Source organism: Streptococcus sp. 1032, assembly GCF_013277015.1.
Classification (GTDB): Bacteria; Bacillota; Bacilli; order Lactobacillales; family Streptococcaceae; genus Streptococcus.
This window is the reverse complement of the sequence record NZ_VMMD01000029.1, coordinates 1-24,602: the sequence shown is the minus strand read 5'-3', so window position 1 is coordinate 24,602 and position 24,602 is coordinate 1. Positions and strand designations below refer to the sequence as shown.

General features: G+C 38.7%; 27 protein-coding genes, 1 tRNA gene, 1 rRNA gene and 1 pseudogene. 3 read left to right on the top strand and 27 right to left on the bottom strand.

What is annotated here, in order from left to right; genetic code table 11:
- The 3 genes from HT711_RS10115 to rlmD form a co-directional block, all read right to left on the bottom strand.
- Positions 1–110 (bottom strand): 16S ribosomal RNA (locus HT711_RS10115); the annotation flags it as partial.
- Between the two features lie 243 nt (positions 111–353).
- Positions 354–425, bottom strand: a tRNA-Glu gene (locus HT711_RS10110).
- A gap of 61 nt (positions 426–486) precedes the next feature.
- Positions 487–1,842: a 23S rRNA (uracil(1939)-C(5))-methyltransferase RlmD gene (gene rlmD, locus HT711_RS10105; protein WP_173234919.1), complete on the bottom strand. Its 1,356-nt coding sequence runs from the start codon at positions 1,840–1,842 to the stop codon at positions 487–489.
- A gap of 56 nt (positions 1,843–1,898) precedes the next feature.
- Here rlmD and HT711_RS10100 point away from each other — a divergent pair, with 56 nt between their 5' ends.
- The 3 genes from HT711_RS10100 to HT711_RS10090 all read left to right on the top strand — a co-directional run bounded on the left by HT711_RS10100 (position 1,899) and on the right by HT711_RS10090 (position 4,083).
- Entirely contained in the window at positions 1,899–2,675 is a 777-nt protein-coding gene (locus HT711_RS10100) for an aminoglycoside 3'-phosphotransferase (RefSeq protein WP_173234921.1), read from the top strand.
- A gap of 9 nt (positions 2,676–2,684) precedes the next feature.
- The gene (recX, locus tag HT711_RS10095; protein ID WP_173234923.1) at positions 2,685–3,461 is read left to right on the top strand and encodes a recombination regulator RecX; all 777 of its coding nucleotides are present in this window, start codon (positions 2,685–2,687) and stop codon (positions 3,459–3,461) included.
- A gap of 88 nt (positions 3,462–3,549) precedes the next feature.
- Complete coding sequence (locus HT711_RS10090) at positions 3,550–4,083, top strand: DUF402 domain-containing protein (RefSeq protein ID WP_000775321.1); 534 nt, start codon at positions 3,550–3,552, stop codon at positions 4,081–4,083.
- Between the two features lie 190 nt (positions 4,084–4,273).
- Here the strand turns inward: HT711_RS10090 and HT711_RS10085 are convergent, their stop codons facing one another.
- The 24 genes and pseudogenes from HT711_RS10085 to HT711_RS09970 all read right to left on the bottom strand — a co-directional run.
- Positions 4,274–5,041, bottom strand: a complete 768-nt coding sequence (locus HT711_RS10085) for an epoxyqueuosine reductase QueH (RefSeq protein WP_173234925.1) — start codon at positions 5,039–5,041, stop codon at positions 4,274–4,276.
- Between the two features lie 137 nt (positions 5,042–5,178).
- Complete coding sequence (groL, locus tag HT711_RS10080; protein WP_173234927.1) at positions 5,179–6,801, bottom strand: chaperonin GroEL; 1,623 nt, start codon at positions 6,799–6,801, stop codon at positions 5,179–5,181.
- 15 nt (positions 6,802–6,816) lie between these two features.
- Positions 6,817–7,101: a co-chaperone GroES gene (gene groES, locus HT711_RS10075; protein ID WP_173234929.1), complete on the bottom strand. Its 285-nt coding sequence runs from the start codon at positions 7,099–7,101 to the stop codon at positions 6,817–6,819.
- Positions 7,102–7,400: 299 nt separating this feature from the next.
- Positions 7,401–8,255 carry a PTS system mannose/fructose/sorbose family transporter subunit IID gene (locus HT711_RS10070; RefSeq protein WP_033683132.1) on the bottom strand — a complete coding sequence of 285 codons (855 nt, stop codon included), beginning with the start codon at positions 8,253–8,255 and terminating at the stop codon, positions 7,401–7,403.
- Positions 8,236–9,078, bottom strand: a complete 843-nt coding sequence (locus HT711_RS10065) for a PTS sugar transporter subunit IIC (protein WP_078238001.1) — start codon at positions 9,076–9,078, stop codon at positions 8,236–8,238. The genes HT711_RS10070 and HT711_RS10065 overlap by 20 nt, the downstream gene beginning before the upstream one ends.
- 23 nt (positions 9,079–9,101) lie before the next feature.
- Positions 9,102–9,596 (bottom strand): PTS sugar transporter subunit IIB, encoded by a 495-nt coding sequence (locus tag HT711_RS10060; RefSeq protein ID WP_020903146.1) that lies wholly within the window; start codon positions 9,594–9,596, stop codon positions 9,102–9,104.
- Between the two features lie 26 nt (positions 9,597–9,622).
- Positions 9,623–10,060, bottom strand: coding sequence for a hypothetical protein (locus HT711_RS10055; protein ID WP_020903145.1), 438 nt, complete (start codon positions 10,058–10,060; stop codon positions 9,623–9,625).
- A gap of 160 nt (positions 10,061–10,220) precedes the next feature.
- Positions 10,221–11,513: an extracellular solute-binding protein gene (locus HT711_RS10050; RefSeq protein ID WP_173234931.1), complete on the bottom strand. Its 1,293-nt coding sequence runs from the start codon at positions 11,511–11,513 to the stop codon at positions 10,221–10,223.
- Positions 11,510–12,193: a response regulator transcription factor gene (locus HT711_RS10045; protein WP_020903143.1), complete on the bottom strand. Its 684-nt coding sequence runs from the start codon at positions 12,191–12,193 to the stop codon at positions 11,510–11,512. Before HT711_RS10045 ends, HT711_RS10050 begins: the two co-directional genes overlap by 4 nt.
- A complete protein-coding gene (locus tag HT711_RS10040; RefSeq protein WP_173234933.1) occupies positions 12,168–13,505 on the bottom strand; it encodes a sensor histidine kinase in 1,338 nt (445 codons plus the stop codon). Before HT711_RS10040 ends, HT711_RS10045 begins: the two co-directional genes overlap by 26 nt.
- Positions 13,505–14,470, bottom strand: a complete 966-nt coding sequence (locus HT711_RS10035; protein WP_020903141.1) for a substrate-binding domain-containing protein — start codon at positions 14,468–14,470, stop codon at positions 13,505–13,507. Before HT711_RS10035 ends, HT711_RS10040 begins: the two co-directional genes overlap by 1 nt.
- Before the next feature lie 87 nt (positions 14,471–14,557).
- Positions 14,558–14,953, bottom strand: a complete 396-nt coding sequence (locus tag HT711_RS10030) for a single-stranded DNA-binding protein (RefSeq protein ID WP_115903952.1) — start codon at positions 14,951–14,953, stop codon at positions 14,558–14,560.
- A 77-nt stretch (positions 14,954–15,030) separates the two neighbouring features.
- Entirely contained in the window at positions 15,031–15,792 is a 762-nt protein-coding gene (locus HT711_RS10025; protein ID WP_173234935.1) for an SDR family NAD(P)-dependent oxidoreductase, read from the bottom strand.
- A gap of 41 nt (positions 15,793–15,833) precedes the next feature.
- Entirely contained in the window at positions 15,834–16,460 is a 627-nt protein-coding gene (gene ytpR / locus HT711_RS10020) for a YtpR family tRNA-binding protein (RefSeq protein WP_173234937.1), read from the bottom strand.
- Positions 16,461–16,475: 15 nt separating this feature from the next.
- Positions 16,476–16,793: a thioredoxin family protein gene (locus tag HT711_RS10015; protein ID WP_173234939.1), complete on the bottom strand. Its 318-nt coding sequence runs from the start codon at positions 16,791–16,793 to the stop codon at positions 16,476–16,478.
- A complete protein-coding gene (locus HT711_RS10010) occupies positions 16,790–17,089 on the bottom strand; it encodes a DUF4651 domain-containing protein (RefSeq protein WP_173234941.1) in 300 nt (99 codons plus the stop codon). Before HT711_RS10010 ends, HT711_RS10015 begins: the two co-directional genes overlap by 4 nt.
- 90 nt (positions 17,090–17,179) lie before the next feature.
- Positions 17,180–17,377: pseudogene (locus tag HT711_RS10005) on the bottom strand (N-acetylmuramoyl-L-alanine amidase family protein); the annotation flags it as partial.
- A gap of 243 nt (positions 17,378–17,620) precedes the next feature.
- Positions 17,621–18,295 carry a hypothetical protein gene (locus HT711_RS10000; protein WP_050243275.1) on the bottom strand — a complete coding sequence of 225 codons (675 nt, stop codon included), beginning with the start codon at positions 18,293–18,295 and terminating at the stop codon, positions 17,621–17,623.
- 4 nt (positions 18,296–18,299) lie between these two features.
- Positions 18,300–18,746, bottom strand: a complete 447-nt coding sequence (locus tag HT711_RS09995; RefSeq protein ID WP_112445766.1) for a LytTR family DNA-binding domain-containing protein — start codon at positions 18,744–18,746, stop codon at positions 18,300–18,302.
- A 219-nt stretch (positions 18,747–18,965) separates the two neighbouring features.
- Positions 18,966–19,469: a phosphatase PAP2 family protein gene (locus tag HT711_RS09990; RefSeq protein ID WP_173250115.1), complete on the bottom strand. Its 504-nt coding sequence runs from the start codon at positions 19,467–19,469 to the stop codon at positions 18,966–18,968.
- Between the two features lie 95 nt (positions 19,470–19,564).
- Positions 19,565–21,325, bottom strand: a complete 1,761-nt coding sequence (locus HT711_RS09985) for an ABC transporter ATP-binding protein (RefSeq protein ID WP_173250114.1) — start codon at positions 21,323–21,325, stop codon at positions 19,565–19,567.
- Positions 21,315–23,084 carry an ABC transporter ATP-binding protein gene (locus tag HT711_RS09980; protein WP_173250112.1) on the bottom strand — a complete coding sequence of 590 codons (1,770 nt, stop codon included), beginning with the start codon at positions 23,082–23,084 and terminating at the stop codon, positions 21,315–21,317. The genes HT711_RS09985 and HT711_RS09980 overlap by 11 nt, the downstream gene beginning before the upstream one ends.
- The gene (locus HT711_RS09975) at positions 23,059–23,529 is read right to left on the bottom strand and encodes a MarR family winged helix-turn-helix transcriptional regulator (protein WP_173250110.1); all 471 of its coding nucleotides are present in this window, start codon (positions 23,527–23,529) and stop codon (positions 23,059–23,061) included. The genes HT711_RS09980 and HT711_RS09975 overlap by 26 nt, the downstream gene beginning before the upstream one ends.
- A gap of 386 nt (positions 23,530–23,915) precedes the next feature.
- Positions 23,916–24,602: N-acetylmuramoyl-L-alanine amidase family protein (locus HT711_RS09970; RefSeq protein WP_173235058.1), on the bottom strand; the 687-nt coding region annotated here is incomplete at its 5' end.

Below are 24,602 nucleotides of genomic sequence, written 5' to 3'. Positions count from 1 at the left end.
ACCCGTTCGCAACTCATCCAGAGAAGCAAGCTCCTCCTTCAGCGTTCTACTTGCATGTATTAGGCACGCCGCCAGCGTTCGTCCTGAGCCAGGATCAAACTCTCATTAAAAGTTTGAGTTCTCACTCATTTCTGTCACTGACAGATTTATTGTTTTTTCATTGTTCAGTACTACAACCTTAGGTTGTAGTGCCCTGCACATTGGTTCGTCTTGTTCAGTTTTCAAAGGTCTTTGTCACTTGCTTCTCTCAAGCGACAACTATATTAGTATATCACAGTCGCTTTCGCTTGTCAACACTTTTTTGAAACTTTTTTAATCTTTTTTTCATCAAGTGCTTCAACCGCAACATACCATAGTCCGTACGGGATTCGAACCCGTGTTACCGCCGTGAAAAGGCGGTGTCTTAACCCCTTGACCAACGGACCAGAGTTGTTATTTTCAACTCTTACTATTATACAGACTTTTCAAACTTTGTCAACACCTTTTTTAAACTTTTTTTACTAATTTTACAACAGCTTCAGTTCGAGCTGTATGTGGGAACATATCGACCGACTGGATATAATGAAGATCATAGACTTCTACTAAGCGCACTAAATCACGTGCCAAAGTCGAAACATTGCAAGAAATATAGACCATTTTTTCTGGGACATAGGTAAGAATTGTATATAATAACTTATCATCCAGACCTGTACGTGGTGGATCCACAATCAAAGCATCTGCTCGGTATCCGTCCTTGTACCAACGAGGAATAATCTCTTCTGCCGTTCCAGCTTCATAATGTGTGTTGTCAAATCCCATTCTTTTAGCATTTCGCTTAGCATCTTCAATAGCTTCTGGAATAATATCCATACCTCTTAGTGTTTTAACTTTCTTTGCGAAGGCAAATCCAATCGTTCCAACTCCACAATAAGCATCAATCAAATGGTCTTCTTTAGTAACATTCAGCGCTTTTACCGCTTCGCTATAGAGAACTTCTGTTTGTTCAGGATTTAGTTGATAGAAAGCACGAGGAGATAGTGAAAACTCATAATCGAGTACACCTTCTTGAATACTCTTTTCTCCCCAGATAATCTCTGTCTTTTCACCATAAATCTCACTGGTTTTAGCTGTATTTGTATTCACAGCTACTGTCACAACTTCTGGAAAATCTTTAACTAAGTCTTTTACTAGTTGGGTTAAATTAAGCTGACGGTTTGTAACAATAATAATCTGAACCTGTCCAGTCTTTCTTGCTCGTCGGACCATAATAGTCCTAACACCTAGAACTTTTCTCTCATCGGTGATTGGAATCTGGTGATAAGTAAGTAATTCTGCTAGGCGATTCGCAATCACTTGGGTTTCCTTGTCTTGTACCAGGCAGTCTTTCAACTCTACTAAATAATGAGAGTTTTGTGCATATAAGCCCGCTTTGACCTGATTTTTAAATTTTCGAGTCTGAAATTGTAACTTAGCACGGTAGTACTTTGGTTCCTGCATTCCAATAGTTGGACGGATTTCATAGTTTTCATATCCTGCAGGAGCAAATTTTTTCAGCGCTTGATGAAGTAGGTCTGTCTTGAACTCTAGCTGCTTATCATAATGCAGGTGCATGATTTGGCATCCTCCGCATTCATTATAAATAGTACAAGCCGGCACAACTCGAAATTTAGACTTCTTATTAACTTTTAGTAATTTTGCTTCAACAAAGTTGCGTTTAATAGAAGTAATCTGACAATAGATATCTTCTCCTTTGAGAGCTCCAGGTACAAAGACCAACGTTTTTTGATAAAAGCCGATTCCCTCACCATTAATTCCCATGCGCTTGATTTTTAATGGTATTTTTTGTTTTATTTTTAGATTCATAGGTCTATTATACCATGGAGTTTCTAAGATATTTAAGAATATGTTACAATAAAAGCATGAATTCAAAAACACCTCGCTTTAGTATACTAGATTTCCCTGAACAATTACGAAGCTATCTCAAGGGAGCTAATCTCTCTGATAGTTCTTCTCATTCAAGTGCAACTGTCCTATATATAGATTCAGGTTACTATTTAAAAATAGATCAAAAAGGCAGATTAGCTCAAGAAGCTAAGATTGCAAGTTGGTTCGAAACTGAAGGATTGGGAACTCCAGTGATTACCTATTTATCAGCAAAAAAGGACTTCCTTCTGACCAAAGAAGCGATTGGTAGAAACGCTCTCGCTTTTTTAAATCAACCCGAAAAGCTCTGTCAAACTATGGCACAAGCATTAAATAAGCTTCACAGTCTTGAACCACAAGCTTTTCCGTCAGAACATCATCTGAAACTTTATAAAGAAAAGGCTTTAAAAAACTATCAGGAGGGAGCTTTCTATAACAAAACTCTTCTGCCCCAATTTCATATTCACAGTCGCGAAGAAGCTTATCAACTGATACAGGAGAAAGGTCACCTTCTCAAAGCTGATGCTTTTATTCATGGAGATGCCTGCCTACCAAATTTCATCTTGAAGGATGCCTCGCATTTTTCTTGCTTTATTGACTTGGGATTGGCTGGTTTTAGTGACCGACATATCGACCTCTTTTGGGCAATTTGGTCCCTTCATTACAACCTACAAGATGCTACGTATGCTGAATTATTTCTCGACTATTACGGAAGAGAATATGTAGATATGGATAAACTCCGACTCGTTGCAGCTTTCGAAGCATTTAGATGAAAGGGAACTATGAAAATCACAAAACTTGAAAAGAAAAAAAGACTCTATCTGATGGAGCTTGATAATGGCGACAAATGCTATATCACCGAAGATACAATTGTTCGTTTTATGTTATCGAGAGATAAGGTGATAAGCGAAGAGGAATTGAAAGAGATTCAGGACTTTGCTCAATTTTCTTATGGTAAGAATCTGGCTCTCTACCATTTATCATTTAAAGCACGTACTGAAAAAGAGGTCAGAGAATATCTAAAAAAATACGATATTGATGCAAAAATAGTTTCTCAAATCATTGCTGCTCTTAAAGAAGAGAAGTGGACTAATGATGGCCAGTACGCTTATGCTATCATCAATGCCAATCAACTTTCAGGAGACAAGGGGCCTTATGTACTGACTCAGAAACTAGCTCAAAAAGGGATTTCAAAATCTACTATAGAAGAGAACTTGAAAGAATTTGATTTTTCGGAAGTTGCTCAACGTGTAGCTAATAAACTGTTGAAAAAATATGAAGGAAAACTTCCAGCTCGTGCCTTGCAAGATAAGATTATACAGAACTTGACCAACAAGGGGTTTTCCTACTCTGATGCTAAAATTGCCTTTGACCAGTTGGATAGTCAAGTCGACGAAGAAACGACTCAGGAACTCATCTTCAAGGAACTTGATAAGCAATATGCCAAGTATGCCCGAAAATATGAAGGATACGAACTTAAACAGCGTTTAACCCAAGTTTTAGCACGAAAAGGCTACGATTTTTCGGATATAGCGAGCGCTCTCAGAGAATATCTTTAATATTTTCATGTAAAATTCACAGATTTTAGGTAATTTTATGGTACAATAGTAAATGATAAACTTATAAATTGTAGAAAGTTGGTTAGTTATGAAGCTTCCAAAAGAAGGCGACTTTATTACAATTCAAAGTTATAAGCATGATGGGAGTCTCCACCGAACTTGGCGGGACACCATGGTACTAAAAACAACAGAAAACGCCATTATTGGTGTCAACGATCATACACTTGTTACCGAAAGTGATGGTCGTCGTTGGGTCACTCGAGAACCGGCTATTGTTTACTTTCATAAGAAATATTGGTTTAATATCATTGCCATGATTCGTGATAATGGAACTTCCTACTATTGCAATATGGCCAGCCCCTACTATCTGGATGAAGAAGCACTGAAGTATATTGATTACGATTTGGATGTTAAAATTTTTACAGATGGGGAAAAACGTCTCTTGGACGTTGAGGAGTATGAGCGTCACAAACGCAAAATGAATTATTCTGATGATTTGGACTATATTTTAAAAGAACATGTCAAAATTCTTGTTGATTGGATTAACAATGGACGTGGTCCTTTCTCAGAAGCCTATGTAAACATTTGGTACAAGCGCTATGTAGAACTAAAGAATCGGTAAAGTTGTCAAACTAGGGTGAAATCCCTGGTTTTTTATTTTAATACTCAATGAAAATCAAAGAGCAAACTAGAAAACTAGCCGCAGGTTGCTNNGAAGTCAGTCACATATATATACGGCAAGGCGACGTTGATGCGGTTTGCATTTGATTTTCGAAGAGTATAGAAACCCAGCTTTGCAGCTGGGCTTATCCTTATATATCCAATTTTGTAACAGTAAATTTGATGTGGGAATAGTCTTTTTCAACATCCTTATCCAGCAAGAACGCTGTAGCGTCCTTCTTAACTTGAACCAGGTCAATATTCTGGGCTTGAGCCGCATAGACGCATCCACAATAACATTGACGGTAGATGTCATACTCTTCACACATCTCTACTGAACGTTTGTAGCCTTGATTTTTCTTGAAATCACTTGGAAGATAGTGTGTTGTGTAAATTTTTTGCACATCAATTCCGATGCTGTTAATGGTTTGAGAATTCTTATGAGGACTGATGGTCAAGGCTGAGCCAAAGTAGTCAAAACCCAAGTCCATAGCCACTTGCGCTGTCTTATCCAGTCGGTAGTCAATGCAAACCTTGCAACGATCGCCTCCTTCAGGCTCTTCCTCCAATCCTCTAACCAATTTTCGGTATTCATTTGGTTCGTAGGGAGCTTCTAGGTACTGGACCGTATTTCCTGTCCGCTCATTGAAATCACTGACAAATTTCTTGGTAACATAGGCACGCTTATGGTATTCTGCCTTGGGATGGATATTAGAATTGGCAAAATAGATGGTCACATCTGCATACTTGGTCAAATATTCTAGGGTATAGGTACTACAAGGGGCACAGCAAACATGCATGAGAATGGTTGGCCGCTGCTCATTTTTCTCCCATACTTGTACCATTTTCTGCATGACACGGTCATAATTAATCTTCTGATTGGGGTTCATCTTGCTCAGAATTTCTTCTACATCGATCATGTTTTTCTCCTTTTTCTAGTCTTATTTTATCATATAAGTTAGGAGAGCTCAAATCAATTTAGAAGTGAATAGCATAAAAAGAAGGAATAGTTATTCCCTCCTTTTGTGTTTTTTATAAGTTGTTTTCTATAGAAAGCTTACATCATGCCGCCCATCATGCTTGGATCCATTGCTGGAGCCGGAGCTGCTGGTTCTGGTTTATTGGCTACGACTGCTTCTGTAGTCAAAATCAAGCTGGCTACAGATGCTGCATTTTGTAAGGCTGAACGGCTCACTTTAACTGGGTCGATGATTCCCTCTTCAATCATGTTGACCCACTCGCCAATTGCTGCGTTGAAGCCTGTACCAAGCTCAGCATTCTTCAAACGATCGATGACGATAGAGCCTTCAAATCCTGCATTGTGGGCGATCTGACGAACAGGTTCTTCCAAGGCACGGAGAACAATATTGCGTCCTGTTGCTTCGTCTCCTGTCAATTCCAAATTAGCCACGGCTGGAATGACATTTACAAGAGCTGTCCCACCACCAGCAACGATTCCTTCTTCAACAGCTGCACGAGTAGCGTTAAGGGCATCTTCAATGCGGAGTTTCATTTCTTTCAACTCAGTTTCAGTTGCAGCACCGACCTTAATAACCGCTACACCACCTGACAATTTGGCCAAGCGTTCTTGCAATTTTTCACGGTCAAATTCAGAAGTTGTAGTTTCGATTTGAGACTTGATAACTGCAACACGGTGAGAAATGGCTTCAGGATTACCAGCCCCTTCTACGATAACAGTGCTATCTTTGTCCACAGTTACTCTCGCTGCTTGACCAAGAGCTTCAATTGTCGCATCTTTCAACTCAAGACCAAGGTCTTCTGTGATAACTGTTCCGCCTGTTAAGATGGCAATGTCTTCAAGCATGGCTTTGCGACGGTCACCAAAACCAGGTGCCTTGACTGCTACCACATTGAAGGTTCCACGAATCTTGTTCAAAACAAGAGTTGGAAGAGCCTCGCCATCCACATCATCCGCAATAATCAAGAGGGGACGATTGCTTTGGAGAATACTTTCGAGGAGTGGCAAAATTTCTTGGATATTGGAAATCTTCTTGTCTGTAATTAAAATGTAGGGATTTTCAAGGTCAGCCACCATTTTTTCGCTATCTGTCACCATGTACTGTGAAAGATAACCACGATCGAACTGCATTCCTTCCACAACTTCAAGTTCCGTTTCCATACCACGTGACTCTTCGATAGTGATGACTCCGTCTTTACCAACTTTTTCCATGGCTTCAGAAATGTATTCGCCTACTTTTTCGGAACGAGAAGAGACGGCGGCAACCTGAGCGATAGCTTCTTTGTTGGCAACAGGGATGGCGTTGTTTTTCAAGGCTTCTACTGCTGCGGTAACTGCTGTTTCAATCCCACGACGAATGCCGATTGGATTGGCACCTGCAGTGACGTTTTTGATGCCTTCACGGACGATTGCTTGGGTCAAGACAGTTGCAGTTGTCGTTCCGTCACCTGCGATATCATTGGTTTTTGAAGCTACTTCTGATACCAATTTGGCACCCATATTTTCAAACTGGTCTTCCAATTCGATTTCTTTGGCAATAGTTACACCGTCATTTGTGATGAGTGGTGAACCGAATGATTTTTCAAGAACGACATTACGACCTTTTGGTCCCAAGGTTACTTTAACAGTGTCTGCAAGGATATCGACACCACGGACCATAGCTGAACGGGCATCTGATGAAAATTTAATTTCTTTTGACATACTTACTTTCTCCTTCTATTCTTCAATGATAGCCAAGATGTTAGCTTCGCCTACGATGATGTACTTTTCATCGCCATCTTTGACATCAAGACCTGCGTGGGCTTCAACTAAGACACGGTCTCCAGCTTTAACACTTGGAGCAACCAAGTCACCGTTCAAGGTACGAACACCTTGTCCAATAGCTACAACTTTGGCTGTTTTTGTTTTTTCTTGGGCTGAGCCTGCAAGGACAAAGCCTCCAACAGTTTGTTCTTTTTCTTCTACTTTTAAGACCACACGGTCTCCTAATGGTTTCAACATCTGTTTTCCTCCATGATGAACTACATATTATTAGCACTCTTTATATCTGAGTGCTAATTCATGATTCTATTGTATCACTTGGTCAGAAATAGTCAAGAAAAAAGTCTGACTTTCTGAGGATGAATAGATAAATTTCTTTATCCTAATTTTGCACTTTAATATTGTAGAATTTTAACCAACATGATTTATGGAATTAGTATTTTCGTTAATTCTTTTATAAAAAATACCGAAACTCTAAATCCTTATATTACGCATATATAAAAAACAACGATTATAAACCGTTGCTTTTTTACATACTATTAATATTTCAATCCTGGATTGAAAAATCCTAAGGCTACTCCTACAAGTGCAATAACTACCAATAATAGCATCACCCAATTTGGAGAAACTTTCTTTTTAGCCATCAGCCACCAACATAGAACAATAAAACCTGCTGTTAAAAGACCTGGATAAACACCATCAATCTTTTCTTGTAAGTTTAAAAATGTTTCTCCATCTCCATTTTTCAGCTCTAGCGCCGTAGTGACAGATACCCAAGTTGCTGCAACAGCTCCTATGACCATACCACCAACAACACTAATTGATTTTCTTAGCGCCTGACCTTTAGGACCTACTAAAAATTCTACTGCTTTATCTCCAAGTTCATATCCTTTAAAATAAGCAAAACGCATTCCAAGATAGACTAATAGATTCCATGCAATAATATAGAATATTGCACCAGAAATATTTCCTCCTTTAGAAAGACCTAGAGCTATCCCCAAAAGAACAGGAATTAATGTTCCTACAATAAGTGAATCTCCAATACCTGCAATAGGCCCCATTAGACCGGCTCGCATTCCATTGATGGTCTCACTATCTACGGCATCTCCATTTGCACGCGCTTCTTCCAAACCAGCTGTTATCCCAACTACTAGAGAACCCAACTGCGGCTCAGTATTAAAGAATGCTGTGTATGTTTGCATAGCTTCTTTTTGTTCTTCCTTAGTATCATACATTTCTTCTACAATTGGAAGCATAGAAGTTAAATATCCAAAAGTTTGCATATGTTCTTGAGAAAAACATGTCAGATGTCCATAGAACCAGTGGTGAAATGATTTTGTCAATGTTTTTCTTGATATTTTTTTTCGACTCATTCTAAATATCCTCCTCTTCATCAAATCCCATATCACTGACAACTGCTGTCGTACGGGCAGATTTAATAACTTCTAATTCATAATAAATTACTGCAAAAATTAATGACACAACACCACTTGCTACTAAGTTCAAGCCTAAAGATTTTGCTAACGTGAACCCGACAAAGAAAGGAATAAAGTCTGTTGTTTTTGTAACAATTTGTTTCAAAAGTATTGCAATACCCACACATGGAAGGAGTGCTCCTACAGTAAATAGAGACTTCATTACAAAACCATCCATCGGAAGATATACTTTCATAAGATCAACCATATCTGGTCCAAATTTTGTAATAATCATTGTTGGTAAGAAAGAAAAGATAAAATGTGAAATCCAAGGATATACCCAATCAACAGCATATAACTTCTTAAAATCACCTTTCTCTACAGCTTTCCATCCAATGTGTTGCCAAAGCAAGTTCATAGTAGCTGTACCATAGAATAAAACAGTTCCAATTGTTCCAACCGCGGCTCCAATTGGCGCTGCTGCTGCTGCAATCGCCACTTCACCTGAAATATTATTTGCATGAACAAATAGGATAGATAACGGAATTCCGATATAAGAAATTGCCCGTACATCGGCCGATACAGTTCCACCAGGTGTCACTAAGGCAATATATAATACCTGTAAAGCCACACCAACGATTACCCCTGTTGTTATATCTCCTAATATTAAACCTACAATTAAACCACCAACTAATGGACGCCCCAAAGTATAGTTACCAATACTGGATCCCCCCATACCTGGCATCGATGCTAAACTTGCAAACAATCCTAAAAGAGCTGCTTGAATCCAAGAAATTTCCATCATTTTGTCTCCTTATTTCATTATTAAAATCCAAATTTTGATTTAAAATCACTCCAATAGCCAATAGATACATCTGGTAATAATTGGAATCTAACTTTATATCCTGCTTTTTCAATTGCTTCTAGTGCAACTGCTTCCTCTTGAGTAATTGATTGATTATTTCCCAACTTGATAGCACCTGGTCTATCGTTAGCAGGTCCTACAATAATTTCTTTAACATCTCCTGGAATAAAGCCCTGGTCTACTAAAATTTCTTTCATATCAATTGGATTTTTAGTAATCAAAAAATATCTACTATCCGATTCTGTTACTTTAGATGATTTTTCTTTAAACGCTTCCTTTGTCCAAACAAATGTTTTTTTATCTGACGCACCTTTATATGCCTGAATTAAAACCTTATTAGATGCAGCAGCGTCATTTACTGCAATTAATCCATCACATGGATGTTCTTTTGCCCATCTAGTGACTGTTTGTCCATGAATCATTCTATCGTCAATTCGTACAAATGTTACTACCATAATTTTTTATCCCTTTCCTTATATAACTAAATATCGTCTTCTTCATTAAGATTATCATCTGATCCGACTTCAAATTCTTGTAGAGCCGATGATGATTCGTTTAATATCGTAGAAACAAGTTCACTTCCAGTCAGAATGTCTTTCATCACCACTGCTGTAAGTGCCATTGTTAAGTTCATACCTCCCAAAATAGTTGCATTCTCTAATTTTCCAAATTCTTCTAATACTGTTGCAACAGTTGTTAAAGGACTTCCCCCAACAATATCTGCTAAAACAAGAACCGAATCATTTTCATCCAGAGATGCAATAACATTCTTGACCTCTACAGAAAAACCTGCAAGACTTTCTCCATCTTTTAAGCCAATCGCTATGACATCATCTACCTTATCCGAAGCAAACATAGAAAGAGATGATTTCAATCCCTCTGCGAGCCCTCCATGACTGACTAATATCAAATACTTCATATTTCCCTCCTTTTATTGATTTTATTCTATCATCCTTATCTTCACTTTATAATTGTTAAATGTCACAAAAGTTTATTGATAAATGTCAATAAAAAAATGACAAATGTCAATAAAGACATCTGCCATGTTCGTATTATTTAAGAAATAATAATCTTGATATCTATTTAAGGGTTCCTATATCTAGTTCTTTTTGTAACTTAATAAGACTACCTTCAATATCCGTGTTATTTTCATCCATAGATAATGCTTCTAATCTTTCTTCTATTCCAACCAATGATTTTGAATCTATTCCTTTTGAAATAGTTGTAATTGAATTTTTCATTATATAATCCAGTGAAGTAGTCGTTAAGGCATTCTGACCAATCATTCCTTTCTTCATCAACTCTTCACTCTTCAAACTAGTTACTACCTCTGGTAATACTGAGCTTCCTTGACCCTTATTAAATAAATTTTGTTGAATTTCACGATTAATTGTTAAAAATTCTATAAACGATACGGCAAGGTTTGAATTGCGAGAACGCGAAGAAACCACGTATAAGGAAGTATCTGTTACAGTAGAACGAATGTCTTCCTTAGTAGTTGGCAATGAAATACATGTCCAGTTAAAATTTGTATATTTGGCCACATGATAAGGAAAAGGTTTATATGTTCGATATTGTGCCAAACTCATTGGATAAAAGGCCACATGCCCTTCATCAAAATCTTTATAGGTTACTTTGTAACGTCCGTTTAATTGATTCAATCCCCTTATATAGGATAAAGCATCCTTCATTTCTGACGAATCTATACGAGGAATACCACTCTCAGAAATAGTAACACCAAAGGCCGCTAGAGATTCTTTCCAACTATATCCTGTTATCCCAAATTGATCAACGATTCCATCTCCATCGGTATCTTTTGTAACTTTTTTACTAATCTCATAGAGATCTTTCTGCGTCCACCCTACTTCAGGAATTTCAATGCCCTCTCTTAAAAGTAAATCTTGATTTACACACATCAACATGGGATTGCTTTCATATGGAAGACCGTATAAATCATCTCCGTATTTTGCTGCCTGCAAAGATACATCATAGAAATTAGAGGCATCTTCTTGAGACAGATAGGAATTTAGTTTTTTTAAAATACCTTTTGATGCAAATAAAGATAATTGGTCGCTTGATAATAGAAATACATCCGGTTCAGAACCTTTTAAAATTTGACTTGAAATCCAATTAGAATACTCCTCCTTAGGAATACCTGAATCATATACAATTTTAACCCCTGGATGAAGCTCTTCAAATTTCTTAATAGCCTCATCTAGTACATAGCTGTTATTCCCTGTAGGAATTCCCCAACTAGAATCAGAATAAAAACCCAGCCTAATAATCTTTATCTGCTTGTTTTCCCAAATAAGAAATAAACTCAAGCAACTTAGCACAAACAGTATCGCTAGAAACAATTGCTTTAATTTCATTTATCCATTTCCTTTGAAAAATTCTTTTGTGTCACACCTGTTTGTACAGCCCATATGGCTAACTGTGTCCTATCTCTCAAATTTAGTTTTGAAAGAATGATAGAAAGGTAATTGCGCACTGTTCCCTCGGATAAAAAAAGATTACTGGCAATTTCCTTATTTGATTCTCCAAATGCCACTTGCTGAATAATTTTCCATTCTGTCAGTGATATATTTTCAATATTCTCTTCCTTCACAGTAATAGAAAAATTGGTCTGTGCCATCTGCGAGAACAATTGAAATACCTTACTAGCTATATTAGGATTAATCATAGCTCCACCTTTATACACTGTCTGAATGGCTTGATATAACTCGTCGGTTGAAACTCCTTTTAATAAATAGCCAGATGCACCATATTTTAAAGCACTAAAAATGAATTCGTCGTCATCAAATGTTGTTAAGATTATAATTTTTATATTTGGAAAAAGTTTTTTGATTTCTTTTGTAGCCAATACTCCATCCATTCTGGGCATTCTAATGTCCATTAAAATTATATCCGGTTTTACAGTCATAATGTTATCCATAGCTTCGATACCATCACCAACGACGGATACAACATCAATATCAGCATATACTGATAAAATGATCTGCAAAGACTCTCTAATTAACGCCTGATCATCTGCAATCATTACCTTTATCATATACTTCACCTCCTATTTTTGGAAAAACTATTTTAGTGTAAAATCCTTCCCTATTTTCAAAATGAATAGAACCACCTAAAATAGAAACTCGCTCTCTCATTTGTTTCAAGCCATACCCAATTTGTAAGTCGTCAAAACCTATTCCATTATCGTGCAAAACTATTATGTTGTTATCCTCACTCATAAAGCGAATGCTCATTTTACTAGCATGTCCGTGACGAACAGAATTTGTCATAGATTCTTGTATAATCCTAAAAATAGTATCTTCCTGCATAACATCTAAATCAATATTCCCCCATTCATATTTTAGATCGACAGAGAGTTTTGATAGAGACTCATACTCACTAATCATTAATATTAGAGCATCTTTTAAACCATTATTTTGCAAAGCTCCTGGTCTTAGTCTATGTAATGATCCCCTAACATCTTTTATCCCCTCTCTAACTGCATTTGAAACATTTTTCAACTGTTCTTTAGCACGGATAGGATGAACATCAATTAGTACAGAAACAGCATCAATCCCTGCTGAAATTCCTGTCAACGCATGACCTAGAGTATCATGAATTTCCCGAGCAATTCTTTTCCTTTCTCGATCTTCAGCGATTTTCTCTGATAACGATATGTAATGATTCAATTCAGTGTTGACTCTAGATAACATTTTAAGCTCTTCCTCAATATTATGATGTTCTTTAATCACGTATAGGATATAAGACAATAAAGAGATGATGAAAATAATAACATTTAATGATGTCAATGCATTTTCTAAAAATAACACTACACCTCGTATGGAAGATGGATAAAATTGGATATAGGTAGCTAGAGATGGAACTTTTATAAATAGTGACAAGATTTCATAGTCTGTTAAAAGTAACATTAAAAAGCTCAAGAAAATAAAAATAATCCAAGAACGTTTACTATCAGAGTCTTGAAACTCTCTTGAACTATAGAATATATCAGCAAAAACTAATAATATTATTCCATTGTATGACAGATTTTGTGACCATATAACACCAATCATTAATACTATTTCAAACAAATTCCATTTTGAAAAAATTGGCCATTTTTTCTCAGTTGAATACATTTTATAGGTAGATATAAAAATAATACCGACAAAAAAAATAATTGAATACCAAAAAATCTGGTCAGGTGATTTTGAAATATTGTTTAATTCTCCCAATAAGAGTATCATCTGTCCCTTTGAAATTACATAGTTTGTAATCTGTATATACAAAGCTCCATTGTATATAATGGTTAGAAAATTAATTAACAAAAGCAAAATTATAGAGTACTGGACACCTTTTACCTGTTTCATTACTGCCACCCATTAATATCAAACTGAATTATATTATTTTTATCAACAAATTGTACAGGTATAGTATATAATTCTTCAACTTCTTCTTTTTTTACTAATAAATCTATTGTTTCCGATACTTTTCTACCCATATGAGATGGAAATTGAGCAACCGTTCCCGTAACTTCATCTGTTGTAGCTAATAAATGCTTCATATCTGGTGAACCATCTATTCCGTAAATAAGTTTTTTTGAAGTTACTTTCAATTCTTTAATTGCTGCTAAAGCTCCTATAGCTGCTCTATCATTTAAAGCCACTATAGCATCAAATTGTAAACCTTCAGATAAGGCATCACCTACAGTAGTCATAGCATACTCTGTTTGACCAACTGTTTCTCTTTCTGAGATAATTTGATAATGTTCTTCTGATTTTATTGTATCCAAAAAACCAGTTATTCTCTGATTAGCTGATAAAGCATCTTTGTGCGTTAACAAAAGAATATGAGCATTTGAGGTACGTTTCATCAAATCCTTGGCAATTAATATCCCAGCATGGTAATTATCAGAAACTATACTCGTATCAACTTTTATATTATTCAACTGACTATCTACTGCTATAACTCTAATTCCAAAATTCTTTGCCCTACTTAACGCTTCTACAATTTGCTCGCTATCACTCTTAACCGGATTAATAACAATAACATTCACTCGCTTCTCTATAAACTCATCAATTTGTTTACTCTGTTTTTCTTCACTCATCTCTGCATCCCGAGTATACAATATCTGACCTTCTGAATCAGAATAGCGTTGAATCTCATTATGTAAATGTCTATAAAATTCACTATTCATCGTCATATAAGTCGCTCCAACTTTTATTTGTCCCGGAATAGGATCTGTCTGACTCACATGAGTATAAATTGCAAAAACAAATACGACTACTGTACAAAATATAATTTTGACGATTGTTCTTGTATATTCTCTACTCATTCCAACCTCCAAAAAGTTTCAACTAGTTCATTGTAACACATTTAGACAGTATAAAAAAGCCTGAGACCAACTCAGACTTTTCAATGTTTAAAATGGCAATTCTTCCTCTTCCAAGACTAGGTCTGCCAAGTCTTGGCCTGCATTATTTTCACGCATGGCACGTTGAGCACGACTTTCCAAGAGTTGGAATCCTGTGACAAGTACTTCGGTCACGTAGTTCATCTGGCCATTTTTCTCAAAGCGACGGGTACGAAGTTCTCCATCAACAGAGATAAGACTACCTTTAGTTGCGTAGCTGGCCAAGCTTTCTGCTAGCCTACCCCAAAGGACCATATTGACAAAGTCAGCTTCACGTTCACCGTTTTGATCTTTATAACGACGGTTTACTGCAATAGTTGCTCGCGCCACTGACTTGTCATTGCTGGTTTTGTGCAATTCAGGTGTAGACGTTAAACGTCCAATCAAGATAACTTTATTATACATATTTTCTTCCTCCTACTTATCTATTCGTAGGAAATCAAAAAAAGTTACAGAAATTTGTAACTTTTCGAGAAAATTTTTTATTTTTTATGAACCATGAAACCTGTCGCCTGTTGATTGGCCATAATGGTCATATCTGTAATCTGAACACGACGAGGTTGACTAGTCACATAGACTACTGTGTCTGCAATATCCTGAGCTTGCAAGGCTTCTATTCCTTGGTAAACGGACGCAGCTCGTTCTTTATCACCGTGAAAACGTACCGTCGAAAAATCTGTTTCGACAATTCCAGGCTGAATGGTCGTCACCTTGATATCCGTTGCGATGGTATCAATTCGCAGACCATCTGAAAAGGTCTTAACTGCCGCCTTGGTCGCTGAGTAAACAGCTGCACCTGCATAGGCATAAATTCCTGCGGTTGACCCCATGTTGATGATATGTCCTTGATTGGCTTTTACCATTGCTGGCAAGAAAGAGCGAGTGACTGCCATCAAACCTTTGACATTGGTATCCAACATGGTCAACATATCCAACTCTTCATAATCCTGATAAGGTGCTAAACCTAGAGCCAGTCCGGCATTGTTGACCAGAATATCAATCTGACCTATCGTTTCTAGAATATCAGAGCAGACAGTCTTTACCATGGCCATATCCATGACATCTAGGGGAAAAGTCCAAACTGTTTGATTTGGAAAGACTTCTGCAAACTCCGACTTAAGAGTTTCTAATCTGTCTGTCCGTCGTCCAGTTAGAACGACATTCTCACCCTGCTCCAGATAAGCACGCGCAATCGCTTCACCGATTCCTGATGTCGCCCCTGTAATCACTACATTTTTAGCCATCTTATTTCCTTCTAGCTGGTCTATCAGATACTAACAACTTCTTAGGCAGTCCAGTGTTTAGCTGGATCAAATGGAGTTCCAACAACTTGGTCTTCTGATAATTCAATAATACCACGTTTTTGCGGAGCATTTGGCAGATGCAATTCACGAGGACTACACATCATTCCAAAACTCTTTTCGCCACGAAGCTCGCCTGGGAAAATGAGATTGCCTTTTGGCATCATAGCTCCAGGAAGAGCTACAATGGTTTTCAACCCCACACGCGCATTAGGAGCCCCTGCAACGATTTGCACTGTCTTGTCACTTGCGACTGCAACTTGGCAGATGTTGAGGTGATCACTATCTGGATGAGCTACCATCTCGACAATTTCACCGACAACAAACTTAGGTTCTTTGTCATTGACAATTTCTTCCACAAAGCCTTCCGCCTGCAACTCTTGGTTCAAACGAGCGACTTGATCATCTGTCAAAAAGACTTGACCGCGCTCTGCAATTTCAAATAAACTTGAAACTTCGAAAATATTCCACGCCACTGTTTCTCCATTTTCTTTGAGGAAAACACGGGCTACCTTTCCTTTGCGCTCCACATCCAGTTTGGCAGCTCCACTGTTTTTCACGATGACCATAAGGACATCACCGACATGTTCTTTGTTATATGTAAAAATCATTGTTTCTCTTTTCTCCTATTTCAGTCCTGCTAAAAAGTCGTTAATTTGTTGCTTACTTTTACGGTCGCGATTAACAAAACGACCGATTTCCTTGTCCTTTTCTAAAACAACAAGGCTAGGGATTCCATAAACATCCCAGAGTTTGGCCAAATCCATATACTGATCTCGCTCCACTCGAATAAAGGTGAACTCTGGATTGGTCTCCTCAATTTCTGGCAAGGCAGGATAAATATAACGACAATCGCCACACCAGTCCGCCACAAAAAGAAAGACTTTCTTGCCATCTTTTTCTACTAAAGATGCTAATTCTTCTAAACTTGCTGGTTGTATCATAAGACTTCCTCCTCATAGACCAGGTCTTCATTTTCATAGACAAAGGTATAATGACGGCCATCTTCAAAAATGATGCCACCAACCAAGCTCTCCAGACTGCTTTCATAAACTTGAACATAGAGGGTCGCAATTTCCCCCATGTCTGAAAAATGGTCTCGCACAATCGCTGTCAACTCTTCCTGAGTCTTCATGAGCTTACGGTCATCTGCAACTTTTTTCGTAGCAAGGGCAAGGCTTCCAATACCAAGCAGAGCCAAGCCTGCTATCCACATTTTTTTAGCTTTCATACCATTCATTTTAACACAAAAAAGGCTTCAGGACAAATGAGGAAGCAACAGAAAAGCAAGTAAAAAGCCTCTTCCTTGCATGAAAAGGACTTTTTATTCTTATTGCCAAACGCCTGAGTTGCCAACGTAATAGCCATCTGGTGTGTAGGTATTGCGAAGCATCTTACCTGATGAAGCTAGATAATACCATTTGCCATTATCTTTGACCCAATCATTCGCTAGCATGGCACCAGAAGAACTTACATAATACCATTCTCCCTTGTCATAAACCCAAGTGTTTGCTTTCATGGCTCCTGAGCAATTAAAGGTTCAAAAAGCTGTCCAATATCATTCATTTTTTTAAAAACATTTGACACTACATCATCCACGCTGTAGGACATAGATACATCAAACGTAAGAGCCAAAATATCGAAAAATATACAACTTTTAAAGGCAACATTTCATTTTTTAAAGTCTAACAACCATAGAACTGAAATCAGAGCAAGGCATCAATTTCCTACTCTTAGTACGCCTATTTTGATGATTGAAGTGAAGATTTTTTTATTTAACGTAGACAATCCCCAATTTCCCAAAAGCCACATCTCCACGGATAATCAAGGTTTTACTTGTTGGGGCTAGAGAAGTATCTGCCTTGGCTACACCACAGAAAGTTTCCACCTTCAAATCAACTCTCCAATGTTGGGGAACATAGATAACTGCCTTTCCAAAACCAACTTCTACTTTCAGGGTTGCAGTATCTCCTAAAATCTCTGCATTGTCGTAATATATCTTGGCATTGCCAAAACCAACTTCTACTTGATCCTCTACCAATTCTTGATTTTGCTTGTAGAAAGTCCCAGTCCCAAAAGCAACTTCCTTATCTGTAAGAATGTTTTTTTCACCATCATACCACCATTTTTTTCCATTCCAAGTTCTGTTAGAATGAGTGAGTGCGCTGACACCCATTACGATTAAAATACTAGCTAAAATAAGCGAAATAGGAGATAGCTGAATCCAATCATAAAAAAGATTCACTATATTTAATGCTGTTAATGCTAAAAAAGTGGCACTTGTCCAATGATGCCTAAGGGAAGATTCTATTGCCTTATACAATAGAAAAGCGATAAAGACAAAAGGAGAATACTTAGTCTCCAAAGATGGAACACCATAATGTCCCTGTAATAAAATCCATGCTGCCAATACTAGCAACACAATACCAAATGCTTTCTTTTTCATGTTCTTACCTCATGTTTCTTAGATTTTCTTTTAGGAGGGATTGATAGTACCGCGACACGTGAACCTCCTTGTGGGTCTGATAAAAGGAAATGGTGCCCGTTCCTGAAAAGGACTTGTCCACCGAATAGATTTGCCGAATATTAGCAATCGTTGACTTGGATACCCGACTAAAATAGCGAGGAAGGATAGACTCTAACTCATAGAGTTTGAGCCGAACTTCGTAGGCATCTTTCTGGGTATGGGCATAAATCTTGCTACCTTCTGTCTCAAAGAAGAGAATTTCCGATAAGTCCAGATAATATTCACCTGTTCCCTTGTAAAAAATCAACCGAGGAGACTTGGACTCTTGCAAGAGTCGCTGTAAATCCGCAATCTCATCTGTCAAAGCCGCTGCCTTGATGACAATTTCAGTTTCATCTAAATTGCTGTCAATTTCGATTCGTAACTTCATTCCATCTCCTTTCTGACTCTACTATATCAAAGGAAAAATAAGAAAACAAGAGCAAAAAAGCAAGTGGTTACTTTAGGCACGTAAGTGGTTCTAGGACCGCCTTATACTCTTCGAAAATCAAATTCAAACCACGTCAGCGTCGCCTTACCGTACTCAAGTACAGCTTGCGGCTAGCTTCCTAGTTTGCTCTTTGATTTTCATTGAGTATTAACTTACAGGTCAAAATAGAAAGAAAATCACACCCCACACAAGAGCACAAATATAGCCAACCACTACATCCTTGGGAAAATGCACTCCAGCTAAGACTCTCACTAGACCGAGGAGGGCTGAAAAGACCAACAAGATACTCCCTACAGATAAACTAGCATGCAAGCAAGCCATGGAGATAATGGTTGCTGAAAAGACATGACGACTGGGCATAGACTGACCAGGACTATCTCTGTCAAGTAGCGGTACAATTTCCCAAACTTCATAAGGCCTAGGGGCATTGATTTTCTTACGAAGAAAGGACAAAATTACAAAACCTGACGCTGGAATAAACAAATAAATCCCGACCTGTTTCCCAAGTCCTTGTTGGAGATAGGTAATTGCTAACAAGGTTAGATAAATCATAGGCATAACTACTGTCATGAACCGATTGAAAGTTCTTAACAGGCTCAGAAGAAAGATCTTATTTTCAATATTAGCAGCCATGTGGTCATACCATTCTTGATAATTTTTCATATATTTTCTCATCACTTACTCAAATTTTGCTTATAGGGAAGCATTTGTCTTCTAGTATAGTGCAGAAAAAGAAGGCCGTCAAGCCTTCTTTGGGTTTATTCTTCTACTTCGTCTTCTGTAAATTGACTGTTGTAGAGGTCAGCGTAGAAACCAGCTTGCGCCATCAGCTCATCATGATTTCCTTGCTCGATGATATTTCCATCTTTCATAACCAGAATCAGATCAGCATTACGGATGGTTGACAAGCGGTGGGCGATGACAAAGGAAGTTCTGCCTTCCATCAAACGGTCCATAGCTTTCTGAATCAATTCCTCCGTCCGAGTATCGACAGAAGAAGTCGCCTCATCTAGGATTAGGAGTGGCGCATCTTTCAGCAAAGCACGAGCAATGGTCAAGAGTTGTTTTTGCCCGACAGACAAGGTCACTGTATCATCCAAGACGGTATCGTAACCATCTGGCAGAGTCATGATAAAGTGGTGAATCCCCACAGCCTTGCTGGCTTCAATCACGCGCTCATCACTAATACCCTCTTGATTATAGATAAGATTGTCGCGAATGGTCCCTTCAAAGAGCCAAGTATCCTGCAGGACCATTGAAAAGGCATCATGTACTTCCGAACGCTTCATCTCCTTGGTATCCACGCCATCGATGCGGATACTTCCCTTATCAATCTCATAGAACTTCATCAAAAGATTAACAATAGTTGTCTTACCAGCCCCGGTCGGTCCAACAATGGCAACCTTTTGCCCTGCATGAGCGGTCGCAGAAAAGTCATGGATAATGGTTCGCTCTGGTGTGTAACCAAAGGAAACTCGATCAAAGACTACTTGACCTTTCATATCGCTCAATTGTCTTTCTTTATGGGATTCGTCTTCCATTTCCTCTTCAGCTAGGAATTCGAAGACACGTCCCATGGCTGCACTAGCCTGCTGAAGACTAGTAATCCCTTGGGCAATTTGTGAAAGAGGCTGAGAAAAGATACGAACGTAGGCCATAAAGGCAACGATAATCCCGATACTGATGTGTCCATTTAAAGCCAAGGCTGCACCAACGATAATCACCAAGGCATAGCTAAAGTTCCCAATAAACATCATAATCGGCATCATAATCCCTGAAATAAACTGAGATTTCCAGATACTATCATACAGACGATGATTTAATATTGCAAATTCTTCTTTCGTGCTCTCGATAGCATTGTAACTGGTCACCACATTATGGCCAGAGTACATTTCCTCCACATAACCATTGACAGCTGCCAAATCTTGTTGCTGACTCTTAAAGAAGCCCTGGGATTTGCCCATAAAGACGGATACAAATGCAAATCCAACAAGGGTTGAAACAACCGTCACCAAGGCTAAAATCCAGTTCATCCCAAACATGGTTACCAAGACTGCTAAGACCAGTAAACTAGATGAAAGAACTGTTCCCAGACTTTGATTGAGGGACTGGGCTGCAGTGTCAACGTCATTGGTTACACGAGACAAGGTATCCCCCTGAGAATGTCCATCAAAATATCCCAATGGTAGGCGATTAATTTTCTCTGCAATCGCTCTTCTCAAACGCTCTGAAAAACGTTGAATGGCTGTTGTAAACAGAAAGGCCTGTAAATAATTTGATAGGAGTCCAATCACATAAATGACGGTCAAAAAACCACCAATAGCTGCAACCATCGCGACATCCACACTTGTTTCTAGACCACTTGCAATGATATTGGTCATTTCCTTGATGCGGGTTGGACCATATACAGTAATGATATTGGATAAGATTGTTGCTAGAAAGGCGATTAGAAGGGCAAACTGGAGGCCTGCAAGATAGGGTTTACTCTGTTTCCAGAGAGACATTTTCTTATTTTCCATGTTCCAATTCCTCCTTCGATAGTTGTGAATAGGCAATTTCTTGGTAAACTTCGTTATTAGCTAGAAGTTCCTTGTGGGTGCCTTGTCCCACGACTTTTCCTTGATCCAAGACCAAAATCAAATCAGCATCCATAATCGTTGAAATACGCTGTGCGACGATAAGCTTGGTCATAGACTTGGTTTTCTCTGCTAGCTCTTGGCGTAGGACACTGTCTGTCTTGTAGTCCAAGGCTGAGAAGGAGTCATCAAAGATGAGGATTTCTGGCTTCCGAGCTAAGGCACGCGCAATTGCTAGACGCTGTCTTTGACCACCTGAGAAGTTGGTTCCTCCTTGGGCCACTTCTGACGCTAAGCCCGTTTCCTTGTCTTCGATAAAGTTCTTAGACTGAGCCAACTCCAAAGCCTGCCACATAGCCTGCTCACTAAGTGGTGTTTCTTGACTTTGTCCAAAGTCTAGATTGTCCTTGACATCACCTGAAAAGAGAACAGCTTTTTGTGGAATATAACCAACCTTATTGCGCAAATCTTCTAAGGCATAGTCTTGAACATTGACACCGTCAACCAAAATCTCTCCTGCTGATACGTCGTAGAATCGTGGAATCAGATTGACCAGAGTTGATTTACCAGAACCTGTTGACCCAATAAAGGCTACTGTTTGACCCGCTTCTGCTTTAAAGCTAACATGCTCGATAACTGCCTCCGAACTTGCCGCATAGCGGAAGGTCACATCCTTAAATTCGACCTGACCTTTGAGGTTTTCATCAGCCAGCTGCACTTGAGCAGGGTTTTGGATAGAAGAATGCAAATCTAAAACTTGATTAATCCGCTTAGCAGAGACTATAGTTCGGGGAAGAACGATGAAGAGTGCTCCCATGAGAAGGAAGCCCATGACAACCTGCATGGCATAAGACATGAAAACAATCATGTCACTAAAGAGAGGCAGACGCGCTATCGGAGCAGCGTCGTTAATCACATAGGCCCCAATCCAGTAAATCGCCACACTCAAACCACTTGAAATCCCCATCATGATAGGGTTCAAAATAGCCATAAGACAGTTGACAAACAAATTCAAGCGTGTCAATTCATCATTTGCTGCTGCAAATTTTTCATTTTGGTATTCTTCAGCATTGTAGGCGCGAACGACACGAATACCTGTTAAACTCTCACGAGTGATACTGTTCAGTTTATCTGTCAACCCCTGAATCAAGGACTGTTTTGGAAAGGCTAGCGTCATCAAAACAGTCGTCATCAAAACGTTGACAATCACTGCCACAAGTACGGCCCAGAGCCAGTATTCCGAATGGCCTAAAATCTTCCCGATAGCCCAGATAGCCATAATCGGACCGCGCGTAACCACTTGCAAGCCCATGGTAATCAACATTTGAACTTGAGTAATGTCATTGGTAGTACGCGTCAAGAGGCTAGGAATAGAGAATTTCTTAATCTCTGTCTGCGAGTAATCCAAAACTCGGTTAAAAATATCACTTCTCAGCCTACTAGTATAAGAAGCCGCCACTCGGGATGCAAAAAATCCAACTGCAACTACGGACAAGAAGGCAAGAAAGGACATTCCCACCATCATGCTTGCCGGCTGCCACAACTCATCTAAATTAGTTCCTTGACTACCTAGCAAATCCGTAATTTTCGAGATATAGGTCGGCACTTCCAACTCCAGATAGACCGAAAAGCAGGTAAAGAGAATGGCTAGTAAAATCATCCCCCATTCTTTTCTACTAATTCGTTTGGCTAATTTCTTCATTCTCTCCTCCTATTCCCTTGATATTTACCTGTAGTTGACCGAGAATTTTCTCAAAAATCAGTAATTCATCTTCATCAATGTCTTCCATCAACTGCTTGTCTATTCGTTCAAAAAAAGCCTTAACCTGCTGCATTTGAGAACGTGCTTTGTCCGTCAAACGAACAAATTTTGCACGCTTATCAACAGGACTCGCCTCCAATTCCACCAAACCATTTTGCACCATACGCTTGACCAAATTACTCGCAACAGATTTGGTAATATTGAGTTCCTGCTCGATATCCTTAATCAGGACCAGTTCCTCTTTTTGTTCACAATGATCTAAAAAACGCACAACCTGACCTTGAGGCCCACCCATAAATTCAATACCACAACGTTTGGCTTCCTTTTGCACCATCAGGTGAATCTGATGACCAAAACGCTTAAAGACTAACATCGGTTTATCCATACTAACTCCTTTCTAACTATCACATTTAGTTCTCCCAGGAACTAAATAAGTTTCCATAAGAACTATTCTACCACTTTGAAAAGAGATGTCAAGAAAAAGTTTCCTAGAGAACTATTTTCTTGATTCAAAAAATCCCAAGTGATTTTTTCACTTAGGATTGTGTTCTCTAGGTTAAATTAGAAGCCGTCTACTTTTACAAATACCTTTACATCGTTTTACTATATCTTACAACACCTTTTAAAACAGCTATATTTTGAGCTTTTAAATAAATGTTTTTACATCACTTTACAGAGATTTACGACACTTTTGCCCCTTTTTTGCCCCTTTTAAAACAAAAAAACCGCAAGCCTGAGCCTGCGGTTAGTGTAATCTATTTTGAAGTCTTTCTATTTTGTTGTAATCAAGCCATCTGGTTCAACTGTGAACTCTGGCTTATCAGCCATTGTTCCGTCTGCCTTGATGTAGTACCAGCCTTGACCTGCTCTGACGAATTCATTAGATACCATGTTTCCGTCCTTACTATCTAGGTAGTACCATGTGTCCTTATACTTGACCCAACCTGTCTTCATGGCACCTTCTACGTCGAAATAGTACCACTTCTCAGCGATTTTCTTCCAGCCTGTGGCCATTTCGCCTGATTGGTCAAACCAGTACCAATTGCCGTCTGAGTGCTTCTTCCAGCGGTCTGCAAGCATGTAGCCTGAACCGTCGAAGTAATACCAGGTTCCGTTGATTTTCTCAAACTTGTCTTTTGGATAAGAGCCGTCTGAGTGTACATACCAATAGCCTTTATCGTTCTTCTGCCAGCCTGTTTCGGCGCCTAGGCCGTTCTCAATATCTCGCTTAAACTGTTCACGGCTAACACCCCATTTCGCAAGATAAGGATACGGGTCAACGTGGTCGCTACTGTTATCCGGCTGGTTATTCGTACAGTATTCATGCGTTTTGATACCTGCCAAGTCGTCTGTATCAAGAGTTTTCGGCAAACCTGCTTCATCTGCTAGATTTCGTAGCAATTCGATATAAAGGCGATAGTCTGTCATGAACTCTTCTTTAGTTGAATGGCTTTCAAT

Coding starts and splice junctions, on each gene's coding strand:
- rlmD (WP_173234919.1), bottom strand. CDS start 1,842: ATGAATCTAAAAATAAAACAAAAAATACCATTAAAAATCAAGCGCATG.
- HT711_RS10100 (WP_173234921.1), top strand. CDS start 1,899: ATGAATTCAAAAACACCTCGCTTTAGTATACTAGATTTCCCTGAACAA.
- recX (WP_173234923.1), top strand. CDS start 2,685: ATGAAAATCACAAAACTTGAAAAGAAAAAAAGACTCTATCTGATGGAG.
- HT711_RS10090 (WP_000775321.1), top strand. CDS start 3,550: ATGAAGCTTCCAAAAGAAGGCGACTTTATTACAATTCAAAGTTATAAG.
- HT711_RS10085 (WP_173234925.1), bottom strand. CDS start 5,041: ATGATCGATGTAGAAGAAATTCTGAGCAAGATGAACCCCAATCAGAAG.
- groL (WP_173234927.1), bottom strand. CDS start 6,801: ATGTCAAAAGAAATTAAATTTTCATCAGATGCCCGTTCAGCTATGGTC.
- groES (WP_173234929.1), bottom strand. CDS start 7,101: ATGTTGAAACCATTAGGAGACCGTGTGGTCTTAAAAGTAGAAGAAAAA.
- HT711_RS10070 (WP_033683132.1), bottom strand. CDS start 8,255: ATGAAGAGGAGGATATTTAGAATGAGTCGAAAAAAAATATCAAGAAAA.
- HT711_RS10065 (WP_078238001.1), bottom strand. CDS start 9,078: ATGGAAATTTCTTGGATTCAAGCAGCTCTTTTAGGATTGTTTGCAAGT.
- HT711_RS10060 (WP_020903146.1), bottom strand. CDS start 9,596: ATGGTAGTAACATTTGTACGAATTGACGATAGAATGATTCATGGACAA.
- HT711_RS10055 (WP_020903145.1), bottom strand. CDS start 10,060: ATGAAGTATTTGATATTAGTCAGTCATGGAGGGCTCGCAGAGGGATTG.
- HT711_RS10050 (WP_173234931.1), bottom strand. CDS start 11,513: ATGAAATTAAAGCAATTGTTTCTAGCGATACTGTTTGTGCTAAGTTGC.
- HT711_RS10045 (WP_020903143.1), bottom strand. CDS start 12,193: ATGATAAAGGTAATGATTGCAGATGATCAGGCGTTAATTAGAGAGTCT.
- HT711_RS10040 (WP_173234933.1), bottom strand. CDS start 13,505: ATGAAACAGGTAAAAGGTGTCCAGTACTCTATAATTTTGCTTTTGTTA.
- HT711_RS10035 (WP_020903141.1), bottom strand. CDS start 14,470: ATGAGTAGAGAATATACAAGAACAATCGTCAAAATTATATTTTGTACA.
- HT711_RS10030 (WP_115903952.1), bottom strand. CDS start 14,953: ATGTATAATAAAGTTATCTTGATTGGACGTTTAACGTCTACACCTGAA.
- HT711_RS10025 (WP_173234935.1), bottom strand. CDS start 15,792: ATGGCTAAAAATGTAGTGATTACAGGGGCGACATCAGGAATCGGTGAA.
- ytpR (WP_173234937.1), bottom strand. CDS start 16,460: ATGATTTTTACATATAACAAAGAACATGTCGGTGATGTCCTTATGGTC.
- HT711_RS10015 (WP_173234939.1), bottom strand. CDS start 16,793: ATGATACAACCAGCAAGTTTAGAAGAATTAGCATCTTTAGTAGAAAAA.
- HT711_RS10010 (WP_173234941.1), bottom strand. CDS start 17,089: ATGAATGGTATGAAAGCTAAAAAAATGTGGATAGCAGGCTTGGCTCTG.
- HT711_RS10000 (WP_050243275.1), bottom strand. CDS start 18,295: ATGAAAAAGAAAGCATTTGGTATTGTGTTGCTAGTATTGGCAGCATGG.
- HT711_RS09995 (WP_112445766.1), bottom strand. CDS start 18,746: ATGAAGTTACGAATCGAAATTGACAGCAATTTAGATGAAACTGAAATT.
- HT711_RS09990 (WP_173250115.1), bottom strand. CDS start 19,469: ATGAAAAATTATCAAGAATGGTATGACCACATGGCTGCTAATATTGAA.
- HT711_RS09985 (WP_173250114.1), bottom strand. CDS start 21,325: ATGGAAAATAAGAAAATGTCTCTCTGGAAACAGAGTAAACCCTATCTT.
- HT711_RS09980 (WP_173250112.1), bottom strand. CDS start 23,084: ATGAAGAAATTAGCCAAACGAATTAGTAGAAAAGAATGGGGGATGATT.
- HT711_RS09975 (WP_173250110.1), bottom strand. CDS start 23,529: ATGGATAAACCGATGTTAGTCTTTAAGCGTTTTGGTCATCAGATTCAC.